18 protein-coding genes and 1 other annotated feature (1 of these 19 only partly in view) are annotated in these 15,738 nt (G+C 39.4%); all 18 genes read right to left on the bottom strand.

Annotated features, from left to right (window positions below; genetic code table 11):
- Window positions 1-14 (bottom strand) — a binding site (T-box leader); it reaches 211 nt to the left of the window's first position.
- A gap of 51 nt (window positions 15-65) precedes the next feature.
- Window positions 66-575: a DivIVA domain-containing protein gene (locus NST97_RS05330; protein WP_063388479.1), complete on the bottom strand. Its 510-nt coding sequence runs from the start codon at window positions 573-575 to the stop codon at window positions 66-68.
- A 95-nt stretch (window positions 576-670) separates the two neighbouring features.
- On the bottom strand, window positions 671-1,447 hold the full coding sequence (locus NST97_RS05335; protein ID WP_063388480.1) for a YlmH family RNA-binding protein: 777 nt from the start codon (window positions 1,445-1,447) through the stop codon (window positions 671-673).
- Between the two features lie 78 nt (window positions 1,448-1,525).
- Window positions 1,526-1,789, bottom strand: coding sequence for a YggT family protein (locus tag NST97_RS05340; protein ID WP_063388481.1), 264 nt, complete (start codon window positions 1,787-1,789; stop codon window positions 1,526-1,528).
- Between the two features lie 9 nt (window positions 1,790-1,798).
- Window positions 1,799-2,260 carry a cell division protein SepF gene (locus NST97_RS05345; RefSeq protein ID WP_063388482.1) on the bottom strand — a complete coding sequence of 154 codons (462 nt, stop codon included), beginning with the start codon at window positions 2,258-2,260 and terminating at the stop codon, window positions 1,799-1,801.
- Window positions 2,261-2,282: 22 nt separating this feature from the next.
- On the bottom strand, window positions 2,283-2,954 hold the full coding sequence (locus NST97_RS05350) for a YggS family pyridoxal phosphate-dependent enzyme (RefSeq protein WP_066246582.1): 672 nt from the start codon (window positions 2,952-2,954) through the stop codon (window positions 2,283-2,285).
- Window positions 2,955-2,957: 3 nt separating this feature from the next.
- Window positions 2,958-3,785, bottom strand: a complete 828-nt coding sequence (gene pgeF, locus NST97_RS05355; protein WP_063388484.1) for a peptidoglycan editing factor PgeF — start codon at window positions 3,783-3,785, stop codon at window positions 2,958-2,960.
- Between the two features lie 82 nt (window positions 3,786-3,867).
- Window positions 3,868-4,119: a YlmC/YmxH family sporulation protein gene (locus NST97_RS05360; RefSeq protein WP_063388485.1), complete on the bottom strand. Its 252-nt coding sequence runs from the start codon at window positions 4,117-4,119 to the stop codon at window positions 3,868-3,870.
- A gap of 95 nt (window positions 4,120-4,214) precedes the next feature.
- The gene (gene sigG, locus NST97_RS05365) at window positions 4,215-4,991 is read right to left on the bottom strand and encodes an RNA polymerase sporulation sigma factor SigG (protein WP_063388486.1); all 777 of its coding nucleotides are present in this window, start codon (window positions 4,989-4,991) and stop codon (window positions 4,215-4,217) included.
- Between the two features lie 131 nt (window positions 4,992-5,122).
- Window positions 5,123-5,842, bottom strand: coding sequence for an RNA polymerase sporulation sigma factor SigE (gene sigE / locus NST97_RS05370; RefSeq protein ID WP_063388487.1), 720 nt, complete (start codon window positions 5,840-5,842; stop codon window positions 5,123-5,125).
- 51 nt (window positions 5,843-5,893) lie between these two features.
- A complete protein-coding gene (gene spoIIGA, locus NST97_RS05375) occupies window positions 5,894-6,820 on the bottom strand; it encodes a sigma-E processing peptidase SpoIIGA (protein ID WP_063388488.1) in 927 nt (308 codons plus the stop codon).
- Between the two features lie 752 nt (window positions 6,821-7,572).
- On the bottom strand, window positions 7,573-8,832 hold the full coding sequence (ltrA, locus tag NST97_RS05380) for a group II intron reverse transcriptase/maturase (protein WP_341343172.1): 1,260 nt from the start codon (window positions 8,830-8,832) through the stop codon (window positions 7,573-7,575).
- A gap of 594 nt (window positions 8,833-9,426) precedes the next feature.
- Window positions 9,427-10,560, bottom strand: a complete 1,134-nt coding sequence (ftsZ, locus tag NST97_RS05385) for a cell division protein FtsZ (protein ID WP_063388489.1) — start codon at window positions 10,558-10,560, stop codon at window positions 9,427-9,429.
- A 41-nt stretch (window positions 10,561-10,601) separates the two neighbouring features.
- Complete coding sequence (ftsA, locus tag NST97_RS05390) at window positions 10,602-11,888, bottom strand: cell division protein FtsA (RefSeq protein ID WP_340881726.1); 1,287 nt, start codon at window positions 11,886-11,888, stop codon at window positions 10,602-10,604.
- 129 nt (window positions 11,889-12,017) lie between these two features.
- On the bottom strand, window positions 12,018-12,389 hold the full coding sequence (locus tag NST97_RS05395; RefSeq protein ID WP_311066249.1) for a small basic family protein: 372 nt from the start codon (window positions 12,387-12,389) through the stop codon (window positions 12,018-12,020).
- Between the two features lie 2 nt (window positions 12,390-12,391).
- Window positions 12,392-13,111, bottom strand: a complete 720-nt coding sequence (locus NST97_RS05400; protein ID WP_063388649.1) for a DUF881 domain-containing protein — start codon at window positions 13,109-13,111, stop codon at window positions 12,392-12,394.
- Window positions 13,112-13,163: 52 nt separating this feature from the next.
- Complete coding sequence (locus NST97_RS05405; RefSeq protein ID WP_063388492.1) at window positions 13,164-13,871, bottom strand: DUF881 domain-containing protein; 708 nt, start codon at window positions 13,869-13,871, stop codon at window positions 13,164-13,166.
- Window positions 13,858-14,649 carry a cell division protein FtsQ/DivIB gene (locus tag NST97_RS05410; RefSeq protein WP_063388493.1) on the bottom strand — a complete coding sequence of 264 codons (792 nt, stop codon included), beginning with the start codon at window positions 14,647-14,649 and terminating at the stop codon, window positions 13,858-13,860. The genes NST97_RS05405 and NST97_RS05410 overlap by 14 nt, the downstream gene beginning before the upstream one ends.
- A gap of 172 nt (window positions 14,650-14,821) precedes the next feature.
- On the bottom strand, window positions 14,822-15,733 hold the full coding sequence (gene murB, locus NST97_RS05415; protein WP_311066250.1) for a UDP-N-acetylmuramate dehydrogenase: 912 nt from the start codon (window positions 15,731-15,733) through the stop codon (window positions 14,822-14,824).
- Between the last annotated feature and the right edge of the window lie 5 nt (window positions 15,734-15,738).

Raw genomic sequence — 15,738 nt, forward strand, 5'->3', positions numbered from 1 at the left:
CTCATTGTTTTGTCATATTCCGTTTTATTTTCGTATTATATGAAATCACGAACAAAAAAGTCAAGTTATACTTTCGGTTCTTCCGCTTCTTCTCCTAAGATTGGCTCGACATTGTATTCCATTAAGTGATCCCAATCATCATTTTTTAGCAGATCAAGCTGTGCTTCGATGAGCATTTGAAAACGGGTGCGGAATACTTTTGACTGCTTTTTCATCTCTTCGATTTCCATTGCAATTTTATGCGATTTAGCAAGTGCTTCATTGATGATTCTGTCAGCATTTTTTTCCGCTTCTTTAATGATCAGCTTCGCTTCCTTTTGAGCGTTTCTTTTCACATCTTCCGCAGCTTCCTGCGCAACTAAAATCGATTTATTTAACGTTTCTTCTATATTTGTAAAGTGATTCAGCTTCTCGGTTAATTCCTTCACCTTTAATTCCAATTCTTTCTTTTCGCGGATGACCATTTCATAATCTTTAATCACTTGATCTAAAAACTCATTTACTTCATCTTCATCATAGCCGCGAAAGCCTTTTGTAAATTCCTTGTTATGAATATCCAGCGGGGTTAAAGGCACAAATTCCACCTCCATATGTATGTTTTTCGCAAAACACTAATCCAATTATAAACGATTTTTCGACAGAATGGGCAAAAATCTTTCCATTTGTAATATTATTTTTGTATTCCGATCTTAATGCGCCACTTATCTTTTCTTGTTTTCCCTTCAATTGCCAAAACTTTGCTTCTTCCGAATCCTCGGACAGATAACACATCATCTTCCGCAATTTCAAAATGAGCATCCTCAACAATTTTCCAATTGACTTTGACAAGACTATTTTCAATAAGCGATTTTATTTTTTGCCGAGATTGGTGATAAACATTTGCTAGAACAGCATCGAGCCGAAGCGAAGAAACGGTGATCAAAGAAATATCCATTTCTTCTTCATGAGAAAACACATCTTCGAATGGAATCTGTTTCAAACGAACGGAAATCTTTCCAATTTTATTCCAGTTCAGCTGCAGAAAATTGGCAATTTCTTGCGCAACCATGACTTGCACCGTTTCATCATGAATGATAATGTCGCCGAACTTGCTCCGTTTTAAGCCGAGCGACATAAGCGATCCAAGCACTTCGCGATGTGATAATGTTACGAATTTTTTCGGGAACATGATTTCAAATGCGAACATTGAAAAATCATCTAATGTCGGTTGAATATAGTCAGGGTAAAAAAAAGCCCGCTTTCTTTCAGCATTTTTATAGCCTCCGAAAAATTGCACGTGAACATCCGGATTTTCACCGATCAATGTCTTAATGATTTTCTGTTCCCGCGGATCTAAAAAATCGGTCAATTTTGGCCGATATTGCTCAGTCACAATTTGTTTCCATCCAAAGACTTTGTCAATGAACTCCCTTTCTTCTTTGCGAAAATGCTGATAAACACTCTCCATAAGAGACAACTCCAATTATGATATGAAAAGAGCCGATTGGCATACAAAACAATTCGAATGTCAATCGGCGAATGAATTTTATGAAATCATACTAAAAAGAGCATACAGCCCATAATCTGCAAAATGCAGGGCAATCAATGCAACAATAGGAGATACATCAATCATCCCTAATGGAGGAATGATTCTTCTAAACGGTTCTAAATAAGGCTCACATATAGCCGCTAAAAATTGTCCAATGGACGTTTCCCTTGCATTCGGAAACCAAGACATCAAAATATAAATGATAATCGCATAGGAATAAATATCGAGCAAAAAACTTAATATGTTATATATTGTCCCCATCAATCATTTCTACCACCTTTTATTTTCATCATCTGCCATGAAATCGGAAATGGAGCCGGCGACATCTACGTTATCTGGGGTACATAAAAATATGTTTGTTCCAACACGCTGGATGTCTCCGCCAATCGCATAAACAGTGCCGCTTAAAAAATCAACAATTCTTTTTGCCTGATCATGCCCGATCCGCTGCAAATTGACAATGCATGAACGGCGGTTTTTCAGATGATCAGCAATTTCTTGCGCCTCTGAATACGTTCTTGGCTCACATAATATTACTTTAGTGGATTTTTGGGCGCTTTGCAAACTTACAACATTTTGTTTTCCGAAAGCGGCATTTTTTTCAACGCTGCTGTTGTGATTGAACATAATCGGTTCATGTTGGTGTTTCTCTTCCGGAGCTTCCATATCTTCAATCTCATAATCTTCATCATCGAGAGCAAAAAAGCTTTTAAATTTATTCTTTAAGCTCATCTGATTTACCTCCAGTTTCGTTTTATGTACCTACTAGCGAGGAGCCGATGCGAAGATAAGTAGCCCCTTCTTCAACCGCGATTTTGTAGTCGTTGGACATCCCCATTGATAGCTCTGTACATGGTGCATTCGCTATATTTAGTGCTTTCACTTGTTCCTGCAGTTGCTTTAAACTTCGGAAGCATCTTCTGATTTCATCTTCATCTTCTGTAAATGGAGCCATTGTCATTAATCCGACAACTTCGATATGGCGATACTCCTTCAACTGTTGAATAAAATCAATGCATTGTTCAGGAGCCACGCCATGCTTTGACTGTTCGCCAGATGTATTTACTTGCACAAAGCATTTGATCGTTCGATCTGCTCTTTTTTCAATTTCGTTTGCTAGCGATATTCTATCCAACGAATGAATATAATCGACCTTGTCTATAATATTTTTCACTTTTCGAGTTTGAAGTGTGCCGATGAAATGCCAGACAGCTTTTGACCCAATGCTGTTATATTTCGATAAAAAACCGTCATCCCTGTTTTCGCCTAAGTGTAAAATGCCTGAATTTATCGCCTCTATAGCCCGTTCTACCGTTACATATTTCGTCACTGCAATAATTTGGATATCATCTATTTTTCGATTTGATTTTTTGCATGCTTGTTCGATTTCCTGTTGGATTCGTGCTAAATTTTCTTTCACTGACAAGGCTTAATATCCCTCCTTCAAACCGATAAATCCCATCATTCGTCCTGTTTTCCCTTGATCTCTTCGATGGGAAAAAAACAAATCTTGATCGCAGCTTGTACAATATGAGGTCAATAGGATTTGATGTTCCGGCACTCCTTTTTTCATTAACAATCTTTTGTTGATTTCTGCAAGATGAATAGAATAAAGGCCGTTCTCAAGCTGTTTATAAAATGTCGTCTCATTGTCAAAAAGAGGTTTGATCGCATCGATCACATCGTCATTGACGACATAACAGCATTCGCCGATTGAAGGACCTATGGCTGCAAATATATTTTGAGCTTGCACACCTTCGTGCAAAACCCAACTGTCGATCATTTCACCTGCTATATTTTTCGCAGTCCCTCTCCAGCCCGCATGTGCGATGCCAATCAGTGAGTCTTTTGGAGAAAAAAAGAAAATCGGAACACAATCAGCAAAAAAAAGGGAAAGTAATATATTTTTTTCCGATGTGTATAGGCCGTCCGTTTGAGTGATGCATTGACGATATGTAAAAACCCCTGATCCTTTATGTTTATTTACTACCTTGACAATTTGTTTGTCATGGACTTGATCGGCACATACCCAGTTTGGTAGATCAAAACGAATTTTGTCCCCAATGATTTTTCGATTTTTGATCACCGTTTCCTTTTCATCATTCACATGAAGACCTAAATTTAATGAAGCAAAACCATTCTTGGAAAATCCTCCTTTTCTCGTCGTAAAACCTGCTGTAATCTGAGAATGAAGCTTCGCCCAAGCAGGTATGGAGAAAAAAGATTCATCTGTTAATTGAAACGGTTCATGTTTCATTGTACCATTCCTCTTCGACAATTCTCTTATTTTTATTTTAACATATCTTTAAGCCAACATTTAACCAAAATTCGTGCGATTCTTATTCTGTTTCAACATTTTTCGAAACTCTTACTAAAATAACATCTTTTCCGATTTTTACGATGTTCCTCCAAGGAATGACAATTTCTTCCCCTTTTCCAAAAAAACCTAAAACCTTCCCTTGACTAGTGATCATGATCGCTTGAATTTTACCAGTTTTTAAGTCGATGTCAACGTCTTCAATGCTTCCTAATTTTTTTCCGTCATGGACATTCACAACATCTTTTATTTGCAAATCGGAAATATGGATCATGCCGGCTTCTCCCCTCAAGTATTTTTACAATCAGTATATGAGTTTTTTTTTGAATGATGATAAAGGGCCACATTCAAAAGAATGTGGCCCAATGATTATTGAATATTTTTGGTCATTTGTTTAATGGCAGCTTTTTCAAGCCGAGAAACTTGAGCTTGGGAAATGCCGATTTCTTCTGCTACCTCCATTTGTGTTTTGCCTTGAAAAAACCTTTTTTTCAATATCAGCTTCTCCCGATCATTCAATCGTCTGATCCCCTCTTTTAGAACAATTTCTTCAATCCACTTGGAATCGCGGTTTCGCTCGTCGCTTAACTGATCCATAACAAAGATCGGATCACCGCCGTCGTTATAAATCGGTTCAAATAATGAAACTGGATCTTGAATGGCGTCTAAAGCAAAAACGATTTCTTCATGCGGCACATTCAGCTCTTTAGCAATTTCTTCTGCCTTCGGCTCACGTGACGTTTCGCTCATGAGTTTTTCACGCACCTGCAAAGCTTTATAGGCAATATCACGCAATGATCTTGAAACACGTATCGGATTGTTGTCTCGCAAATATCGACGAATTTCACCGATGATCATCGGTACAGCATAAGTAGAAAATTTTACGTTTTGGCTCAGATCAAAATTATCTATAGATTTCATCAACCCAATACATCCTACTTGAAAAAGATCATCGACAAACTCGCCTCTGTTATTAAATCTTTGGATGACGCTTAAAACGAGTCGCAAATTTCCGTTGACAAGCTTTTCTCTGGCTGATAAATCACCACTTTGCATTTGTTTAAATAATTCTCGCATTTCTTCATTTTTTAAAACAGGAAGCTTCGAAGTATCAACACCGCAAATTTCAACTTTATTTCTTGTCATTTCGTTTCCCCCTTACAGGAGTTCTTGCTGTCTTAAGTTAAGTATCTCCCTGAAGGGGAAAAATATGCACAAGCTTTTCAGAGTGAACACGCTGTTGATTTTTCGCTATACATGCGACTAGCAAGCAAAAATTACACCATTTTATTAAATTCTTTTCGAAGACGCTTAATAATTCTTTTTTCCAATCTTGATATGTAAGATTGAGAAATCCCGAGCATGTCAGCCACATCTTTTTGCGTTTTTTCTTCTCCGCCATGCAATCCAAACCTAAGCTCCATTATTTGTTTTTCTCGTTCATTTAATTGCTGCAGCGCCCGCATTAATAGCTTTCGGTCAACATTAGCCTCCAAATCCTTTGTAATAATATCGTCTTCTGTTCCGAGAACATCCGAAAGAAGCAGTTCATTTCCATCCCAATCAATGTTCAACGGTTCATCAAAAGAAACTTCAGATCTTGTTTTATTATTTCTGCGCAAATACATTAATATTTCATTTTCTATACATCTAGATGCATATGTCGCAAGCTTGATCTTTTTTTCGGGATTAAAGGTGTTGACTGCTTTAATTAGCCCGATCGTCCCAATGCTGATCAAATCTTCAATATTGATGCCGGTGTTTTCAAATTTTCGGGCAATATACACGACAAGGCGCAAATTTCGTTCAATCAAAATCGAACGGGCAGCCTTATCGCCGCTCGGAAGTTTTTTTAACAGTATTTCTTCCTCTTCCTTCGAAAGCGGAGGCGGCAGCGCTTCGCTTCCGCCAATATAATAAATTTCATCTGTTTTGATCCCTAATTTTGTTAAAAACTTGTACCATATATACGTGAGATAAAGCTTAATTTTTTTCATGTTGTTCCCCCTTCTAAACAAATTGGTTTATGAGTATGCTATGAATAAAGGCTAAGAAGCATCTTTTTGTTTACCCGTCTGGATCATTTTTGGATGAATAATGCATTGATAATCGTCTTCGCTTGAAAGCCGCGAATGATTTAGTCCAATAAGCGGGCGGGACAGCATTAATGATTCTTCTTTTGTATGAATCACCACTTCGTCTGCTATTACGGCTAATAATAACTGAAGATCCTGGCCAACAGACCGATACGGAATAATTTTCAGCCTGCCGATCCATTCTTTCTGTTCTATCGCTGTCACAGCCTCCATAGGATTTCGATTTGAAATGACTTGGTGCATACTTTCAGGAAACACGGTCATTAATTTTTCCGCTTCGGCAATCATGACTGGCTTCTTAGTGATGGGATCATACAATTGATTGCCGCTGTCAATCAATCCTTTTACTGTTACTTTTTTCTCCATCATCGTGATCGAAACATCGACAATTTGATCATAGTGGATTTTTTTTGCTTCAACCTGTTCAAGCCGCAAGCGGGAAAAATACCAAATAATCGGAAAGCCGACCACGATAAATAACCAGCTGACAGGATTTCCGAAGCCATTTCCATTTGTTAAAATCATGTTATTTTGAAATGAAAAGCCTACTTGAAAAAAATAATAAGTGCCAAGCATACCTCCCCCAACTGCAAAAGTGACAAAATAGAAAGTCAATAAATTTTCTATAAAGTAGCGAAACTTCTTAAAGCCAAAAGCATAAAGAACCATCACACATGAGAGGATTAGTTTTGATTCCGGACGGCTCGCCAGCTGTGCGAAAGGCGAAAAAAGCAATATCACAATAGCGGAGCCGATGAGCGAAGCAATCATTATTTTTTTCCATACAATGTTTCTCTTTAAGATGATTGCTGTAAGAAAAAGGAGCATGATATCAAAGCAAAAATTCATCAGCCAAATAGCATCCAAATAAATGGTCAACCGCCTCTTCCTCTCCCACCATTCAATTTTCTAGGCTTCTGACTTGCTATTAATAGGTAGTATAAACGCTATTCATTCCAAATTGTGTCAAATAGTGGCGAGTACAGCATACAATTTTTGACGGATTCCTAATGTTTTCGTCGAATGGAAAAATGGTTAAAGAAAAAAAAACGGTACAAGCCTTTTAGAGGAAGAAAGCTAAATTGCTGAAGTTGTAAACACTTTCGTTAAGAGACGATGGGGAAATTACAGGAGATCTTTTCTTAAAAAAGCTGCGCAAATGTTTATACTTTTTCAGAACGAGGAAAAAGCCTGGCTAAAAAGCCAGGTCCTTTCGCGTATATATCTGCAATTTATATTCCACAAAAAATATTAGAACTTACCATATACATGGCATTAAATTTTCAGCAAGGATCCGCATTTTTTTCAAATGGCATGTCGTATTTTTTCATAAAGTTTTGATTCATTCGTTTTGCTATTTTCGGGAACGCGTTCAAATCTGTTTATCTATTTTTACATAATTTTTTGATTCTTTCCGCCGTAATACGATTTTTGAACAAATCATGCCTAATAGGAATCTCTGAATCTTGCAAATATTTATGTTCCAGTCCAATATTTAAACTGTTTTACGCATGCAAATATTAAAAATCTTCCATTTTCCCGCTTGATGAGCTTTAAATCGAGTAGGAGGGGGTGACTAACCCCCGACCTCTCACACCACCGTACGTACCGTTCGGTATACGGCGGTTCAATTAAGTATGACGTAGTGCTTGATATCTTTCGAATAGACTTCTTAACCCTCGACGCTTCCAATAGGAGTTGTCGAGGGTTTTGTGTAGAATGGGACTGCAGGCAATCCGCCAATATTTCTTGCGTGTATTGCCCCATTCGAATGCTTTATGGCTTGGAACTTCTAATCCTCTGAGTTTCCGAATTCTTGTTTTCGAGGTTTTCCATTCTTTCCACAAACACATCCGAAGCCTTCGTCTAATCCATTCATCAAATTCTTTGAACTTACTTGGTGTTTCTGCCAAGGCAAAATATCCGCACCATCCCATTAAATACTTATTCAGTTTCTCAATCCTTTTCTCCATTGGATACGGTTTCGACCTTGATGTAATTTCACGGATCTTGTTCTTCAAACGTTTCACACTTTCGTTCGCAATCCGTACCTTTGGAGTCTTATTGAGTGTGAAGCTGAAACCGAGAAACTTCCGTTTCCAAGGACGGTCTACCGCCGATTTCTCTTTATTTACCTTGAGCTTTAACTCCTTCTCTATAAAGTTCGTAATGGAGTTCATGACACGAATTCCTGCTTTCTTTGTTTTCACATAGATGTTACAGTCATCCGCATACCGAACAAACTTATGTCCACGTTTCTCAAGCTCTTTATCCAATTCATGAAGCATGATGTTTGATAAAAGTGGACTAAGCGGGCCGCCTTGAGGCGTTCCCATGTCCGTTTCCATTACCACTCCATTGATCATCACGCCTGATTGAAGATACCGGCGAATTACCTTCAGTAGAATTCGATCTTTGATCGTTTTCGCCAAGATCCCCATCAGTTTGTCGTGATTCACCTTGTCAAAGAATTTCTCTAGGTCTATATCGACTACCCAACGATATCCTTCTTTGATATAACCCTTTGCTTCCCTAACCGCATCATGTCCCCTTCTACCTGGTCGGAAACCATAGCTATGGTTCGAGAAGGTCGGATCAAAGATTTTCGTCAACACTTGGGCAATCGCTTGTTGGATGAAACGATCCGTCACGGTAGGGATCCCTAGAAGTCTTACTCCACCGTTCGGTTTCGGGATTTCGACTCGACGGACGGGTAAGGGCTTGTAGGTTCCTTCTCTCAACGACTGTCGAATGGAGTCCCAATTTTCGTAGAGGTGTCTTCGTAGGTCTTTTACGGACATGCCATCTACTCCGTGACCTCCTTTATTCTGTTCGACTCGTTTCAGTGCCGCCAGGAGATTTTCCCGTGACAAAATCATTTCCATCAACATTGATATCCTCTCCACGTGAACGAATTCTTCTATTTGTGCCATCTTCTGCTCCACCCTCTTGAAGTCCCCCGTGGGATTCACCACTTCCTCCTTCAAGTAAGTCCTATCGGATTGTCTGCTTCCACACAGAAGGTGAACGCCTAGCGATTCGTTCTCCTTAATTGTTCAGTCCTTCCTCTTTCGTCTCGAGCTCGAAAAGAGTACTATGACTTCTGCTGACTTCTGACTGTTCAGTTATCTATCACTAGATAGGTTACCAAGGTTACTTGGCGTGCCAGCCAGACCTCCCCGGGTAAGTACATGCACTTTCACACCATCTATCCGCCTCATTTACTCGATATGACCTTCGACAGAAAGAGCTTTGTTTTGTTTTGCAAACTCACTCAATCATACCTAGCCTTATATGAGGTTCGTGTTCCTCGGACCGGTGTTTTGCCTCCAGCTTCCTTCAGATTCCGCGTCACCACGGACACCCTTGCTCTTGGCTAACCTCTACTTCTGTCTTCGGGGTTCGGGACTTACACCCTATAGTTCATGTACATGCCGGGCGCACGAAAAAAGCATGGATGACGTCTATTGTCACCCATGCTTTTTTTAGCGGCGCTTTCTGTTTCTTAAAAATGTCGGGATGTCAAGCGTATCTTCTGCCTGCTGCAATGCACGGCTCGTAATGTCGTGAGTCGGCTCTTCCTTTTTCACTTCACGCTTAGTTGCAACATTTGGCTTCTTATTAGGAGCAAATGGTCTCGCTTCTTGCTTGCTAGGATTTATTTCAGTTTCTCTAAATCCAGTTGCAATCACTGTTACAACAATTTCATCCTTCAAATCTTCATTAATAACAGATCCAAAGATCATGTTGACATCTTGGTCCGAGGCTGATGCAACAATATCGGCTGCTTCTTGAACCTCATATAGGCTTAAATTTGTTCCGCCGGTAATGTTCATCAATACTCCTTGCGCCCCATCGATTGAAGTTTCAAGAAGCGGACTTGAGATTGCTTTTTTGGCAGCTTCAGCCGCTCTGTTCTCTCCCGTTGCTACTCCGATTCCCATCAATGCAGAACCTTTGTTCGACATGATTGTTTTCACGTCCGCAAAGTCTAGATTGATGAGTCCCGGCACAGCAATTAAATCAGAAATACCTTGCACTCCTTGACGAAGAACGTTATCCGCTTCACGGAAAGCTTCAAGCATCGGCGTATTTTTATCAACAATTTCAAGAAGTCTGTCATTCGGAATCACAATAAGAGTGTCAACGGCTTCTTTCATGGCTGCAATTCCACCAGCCGCCTGCATAGCGCGTTTTCTTCCTTCAAACGTGAACGGCCTCGTGACAACGCCGACCGTCAGTGCTCCTAAATCTTTGGCAATTTGCGCAATGACAGGTGCTGCACCAGTTCCGGTGCCTCCTCCCATTCCAGCCGTTACAAACACCATGTCTGCACCTTTTACAGCTTCTTCAATTTGTTCCTTGTTTTCTTCAGCAGCTTTTTTTCCGACCTCTGGATTTGCTCCTGCACCAAGGCCCCTTGTCAATTTTGCGCCAATTTGCATTTTTGTTTCTGCTTTTGAAAGGTTTAATGCTTGTGCATCAGTGTTGACAGCAATGAACTCTACACCTTGCACACCATGTTCAATCATCCGGTTGACGGCATTATTTCCGCCGCCTCCTACTCCAATAACTTTAATTGTTGCAAAGCCGTCAATATTCGTATCGAACTCCAACATGCAAAATCCTCCCTAATCCATCAATGCTCTATTGACGAAATTTATTCGAAAAAGTACCCAAAAAATTTCTTCACTCTGCTCATTTTTTCTTCATTTTGACGCTTCGTTTTTTGCTTTAAAGTCACTTCATTCGCTTCACTCGGAACAGTTTGCTTAATCTGTTCCACCTCCACCTTCGATCCAATCCGTCTCCCTTGAATTTTTGCATTTTTGTAGGCAAACTGGATGAGACCGACACCTGTCATGTATTGAGGATTTCTAACACCTATGTAGTCGGGGCTAGCAATCCGAACATTGTGGGCGAGTACAGTTTGAGCAAGTTCAAGCACACCAGGAATGTTTGCACTTCCGCCAGTTAACACGAAACCTCCGGGCAATTCCCTGAAGCCCAGTTTTGCAATTTCTTGAGCTACAAGAAGAAAAATTTCCTCCATTCTAGCCTCAATAATATCAGCTATTTGAAGCTGATTGAATTTTTGCATTTTATCGCTGCCTATAATCGGAACATCAAACACCTCGTCTTCAGATGCATGATCATAAAAGGCATGTCCATGTTTAATTTTAATTTTTTCAGCATTTTCTGTGGAAGTTCTAAGACCAATTGATAAATCGTTGGTAATGTGTTCTCCCCCAACCGGTAGAACGGAAATTGTTTTTAACTCTCCGTTTTCAAAAACTGCAATGGTAGTGGATCCCCCGCCAATATCGATAAGAGCTACGCCTAAATTTTTTTCGTCTTTGGATAAAGCAACTGAACCACATGCGAGAGGCTGAAGTGCAATATCCGTAATTTCAAGACCTGCACGTTCAACGCAGCGCAGTAAATTATGTAGAATAGTTTTTGATCCGGTGATGAGCAGTCCTTCCATTTCCAGCCTTACTCCCAACATTCCCCTTGGATCATGTATCCCGTCAAGACCGTCTACAATAAACTGCTTCGGAATGCAATCTATAATTTCCCGATCTGGGGGAATGGATAAAACTTGTGCAGCTTCAATGACACGCCTTACATCTTCATTTTGAATTTCTCGGTTTTCACTTGAAACTGCCACTACTCCTTGACAATCTTGAAGTTTTACATGAGAGCCGCTCACACCGACAACAACTTTATGGAGGGGCATGCCGATCATTCTTTCCGCTTGTTCCACAGCCTTTTTAATAGAATGAACGGTTTCATCTATATCAACAATTGATCCTTTTTTTAAGCCTTTTGATTTCACATTACCAACACCAATAACGTTTAACGATTCATCCATCATTTCGCCAATGATTACTTTTACATTGGATGTACCGATGTCAAGACTGACAAATATTTCATTGCTGTTCAATGCTTTTGGCACCTCCTTATCCAATACTACTATTCTATTACGTCCAATAGAACAATACAATGAAACGAACGTTACATATTTGTTTCAATTTGTATATGTGTAAATTCAACACTTGATCTATTTTCCCTTTTAAAAGTTGGATTTTTTTTTGTTCGTATTTCTGCCGCTGTTCCATTTTGCGATTAAAATTCTGCGAATAACCGCTATATTTTGGAAAAGCCGAACTCCAAAAGCAAACATTGCTACTAAATACAAGTCTACACCAAGATGAACGCCGAGAAAAGCTAAACTTGCAGCTAAAAGTATATTAAAAAAGAATCCGGAAACAAACACAAGCTCATCATAAGAATTTTGCAAGTATGCCCGGAATCCCCCGAACAGAGTATCAAGCGCAGCAAGTATGGCTATTGATAAATAGTTGGAATATTCATCTGGAATTTGAATGTTGCTGTACAGACCTAAGACGATACCTAAAAGAATTCCGATAACCGGGAGCCACATAACTAATTCCCTTCCTTTTCATCTTTAAGAGGTGCCATATTTTGAATGCGGATCGATTTTTCATAAGGCGGTATAATTAGCTGTTTCTGCGGTGCAGATACGGTCAATTTCAAATTATCAATCGCAAAATCGTCTTTCAATGCAGATCCATTTATTTTACTGTAAAGTTTTTCAGCGTCGTTTGATAAAATTTTGATTTCAATCGGGTAAGTGTTCAGACTGTTTCCGTCAATTTTCGTTATTCCGTTAATATCGCGGATAACGGTTGTGTTGACAACTCTGTATCCGTTTATTGAAATTTCTTTTGCTTCATAAGAGTTCACTTCATTGATCAGACGCTTTAAAAGCTCTGGCGAAATCGGCTGAATAGGTTTTCCGAGCAGGTTGCTGTCAAACAAAGGCTCAACTGTGAGAACGACACCCTCACCTTTTACTTCGGTTAAACCCGCTTTCGCCTTCAGCTCTTCTAAAGTATCTTTCAACGCTTTTTCAGGACTTTCGTTTTTTTCCATTTCCCTTTGCATTTGGTCATATTTGCGGATTTCTTCTAACAATTCCACTTGAAGCTTCTGTTCTCTTTTTAAATCTTCACGGAGCTCCCACATATCCCTCGTATCACGCTCGTCCGGTTCTTCTATGGATCGATATTGCACGCCAAGCATAAACCCAAAAATTGTTGTAATGATGGAAAATGTAAAGGCAAATTTCCATTTTGGTTTCATCAATCGTCCATCACCTTTCTTTTTTCTAGAGCTAGGTTAGCTAGGGTTTCCGCTAATCATCCAGTTCATTTGACAAATAGGGCCCCATTTTAATTTCTTTTTTCTTTTCCACCTTTACAACAATATTTTCATAGGCAAGCTGATCCAAAACGCCTCCTGCAATGTTTAGCGCCTGCGTCAATACCTCAGCATCTCCGATGGCAGAAATAACAAATGGAGCGGGAAATTGGTTTCCATCTACCGTTACGACGGGGCCGTTACAGATGATATAAGAATGATGGAATATTCTTTGTCCGTTGATCGCTACAGCGGTCGCACCTGAAATGAGCAATTCATTCACAACTTTAAAGATGTGGCTTTCATGAACAATATAATTGTTCACATTTTCCCCTTCTGGAACATAAGAAGAGTCTTCGAGCGTCACTTCAATCCCTTCGCCGACAACCCCTACCTCTCCTACAAACATCCTCAATTTTTCAACATCTTCAACTAAGTTATAATAAAGCTCTTTCTCTTTTTTCAATTGCTCTTCAATTTCTGTAACTTTTTTTTGTTTTTGAAAAAGCTCCTCCTGGAGCTTCCGGTTTGTTTCTTCTTGATTGATCAGCAGCTTTCTTGTTTCATATTCTTTTTCCCACTGTTCTGGTGATACATTCAAATCTTTTCTTTCTTTTGTCCATTGAAAAGAATATGAAATTAAGAAACCGACGACGAGCATAATAAAAAATAACATGACATGGCTGGCATTAGCTTTCCTCATCGGCTTTGTCCCCTTTATTCTTCTGTGATCCTTTCTTGCTGTAAGGCTCAAAATAAGAACCGACTTCTAAGTGGATAATCCCTTTTACTTTCGGGTTGAGTTCTTTTACAATCATTGGATATGAACGCATTTTTTCAGCAAAAGTTTTCATAGAAGCTCTCACTTCATAGCCGTTGTTCATAAATAATGTAATTATGTACGGATCCATTTTTTCCGGCGTATAGTGAACCTCAGAAATGGAATTGGAAATGGAATGCGGAAGGTTTGTCAATTGTTCAGTCATGAGATGAGCAAATTCAGCATCGTCAAAACCGAATAAGATCGGAGCATCAGGCACTTTTACGCTTTTTTGTCCATCTAAAGTTTCCCCGTTTTCCAAAACCGGGTAAAAGGATGATCCATTGGACACGTAGGCTACTCGTTTCATTTCTTCAATTTCAATCCGAATGGTGTGAGGGAAAATTTTGACTATGTTCGCACCTTTCACTTCTTTATGTTTTTTCAAGGCTTTGATCGTTTTTTCTTTATTAACACTCCAAAAATTCGTCTGTTGATCGATACCGGAAAGCGAAATGATTTCATCGCTGGGAACATTGACATTTCCGCTCACTTCTACGTTTTTCACTTTGCTTAACGGCGTTTCTAAATAAATAATTAATAAAATAAGCAAGGAGAAGGTGAGAATAAATAGTATAAATCTCCTATTTGCCTTTTGTTTGCGCTGCTGCTTGAGCTTCGGTATCCGATCCTCGATTGAAACGATTTTTTCTTTTTCCAAGTCTATGTTCACCCCATCCTAGATTCATTGAATCCAGGTTTAATATATAAGCTTGTCCAAAAGGAGCAAAAAATGTTTAAAGGTGAAAAAACGGCAATAGCATGCCGTTTTAAAAAAATCTTGTTGAAATATTATAACATAATGTACAAGCTGAAAGGGAGAAAGATTTTTCCTATTTATTCCTTCCAACAATTTCAACTTCCGTTTCCATTTTGATTTGGAATTGCTCGTAAATCGTCTTTTTTACAAAATCGATGAGGGCCAGAACATCTGAAGCTGTTGCATTGTCTTCATTGACAATAAAATTCCCGTGCATCTCCGATATTTTTGCGCCTCCGATTTTGTAGCCTTTTAAGCCGGCTTTTTCAATGAGCTGACCAGCATAATGAGGAAGGGGGTTTCGGAAAATGCTTCCTGCGCAAGGATGGTTCCAAGGTTGTGTTTCACGGCGATATTCTTTATTTTTTTGCATCGTCGATACGATGCTGTCTCTATCTCCTTTTTTTAATTGAAATACCGCTTCTAAACATATTCCCGGGCGCTTTTTTTGCAAGATAGAGCTGCGATATGAAAATTCCATTTCTTCATTGGAAAGCCATTCTAATGTCCCATCTGCAAACAAAATATGCGCCTTTTTGAGAACATTTGAAATATCCGAGCCGTGCGCACCCGCATTCATATAGACCGCACCGCCTACAGATCCGGGAATGCCGCTGGCAAATTCTAAACCAGACAATCCTTTTCTGCTGATCAATGTTGACAGGCTGACTAATGAATAGCCTCCCCCCACTGTGATCTCCTCATCTTGAATGGTTAAATGGCTGATGCCGTTTCCTAATTTAATTACGACCCCGGCAATTCCTTCATCTAAAACAAGTAAATTGGATCCTCTCCCTATTACGCGCCAATCTGCATGATGCTTTTTGATGATTTCCATTGTTTTCATTAAGCCTTCAATGCTTTTTGGCTCGACAAACACATCTGCCGGTCCGCCGACTTTCATCGTTGTATGTTTTTTTAACGGCTCATTCTCAAGCACTTTTCCTACATCAGCTCGAATTAACTCTTCCAACAGCTGCTTCACATGTA

This window comes from Aeribacillus sp. FSL K6-1305 (assembly GCF_038050115.1).
GTDB lineage: Bacteria > Bacillota > Bacilli > Bacillales > Aeribacillaceae > Aeribacillus > Aeribacillus composti.